The 288-nt window shown below is 40.3% G+C and carries 1 tRNA gene; it reads right to left on the bottom strand.

Going from position 1 to position 288, the window contains the following annotated elements:
- Window positions 1-144 precede the first annotated feature (144 nt).
- Window positions 145-220 (bottom strand) — tRNA-Val (locus ACFI6G_RS22270).
- Window positions 221-288: the final 68 nt, after the last annotated feature.

The following is a 288-nucleotide window of genomic DNA, read 5'->3' as shown; positions in this document are numbered from 1 at the left end:
AGCTTTCCAAATTGTTAAAGAGCATGAGACTTTAAGAACAGTGTTCTAAAATTCACATTTTCTAAAGACTCTCAGGGTCAAAGATACCAACCAACGACAAAAGAAGTGGTTTGGATATGTAAATAACCAAGAATATTTAGAGAATGGTGGGCGATACCGGGCTCGAACCAGTGACCCCCTGCTTGTAAGGCAGGTGCTCTCCCAACTGAGCTAATCGCCCACGATAGTTTCTTTTGTCTTCACTTTTAATAAAAGTGAAAATAAAAGCCATCCTTTACGCGGAGAAAG

The sequence above is a fragment of the Vibrio sp. PSi01 genome, from assembly GCF_054960695.1.
The sequence above is the reverse complement of the archived record's forward strand: the minus strand, read 5'-3'. Positions and strand labels throughout refer to the sequence as shown.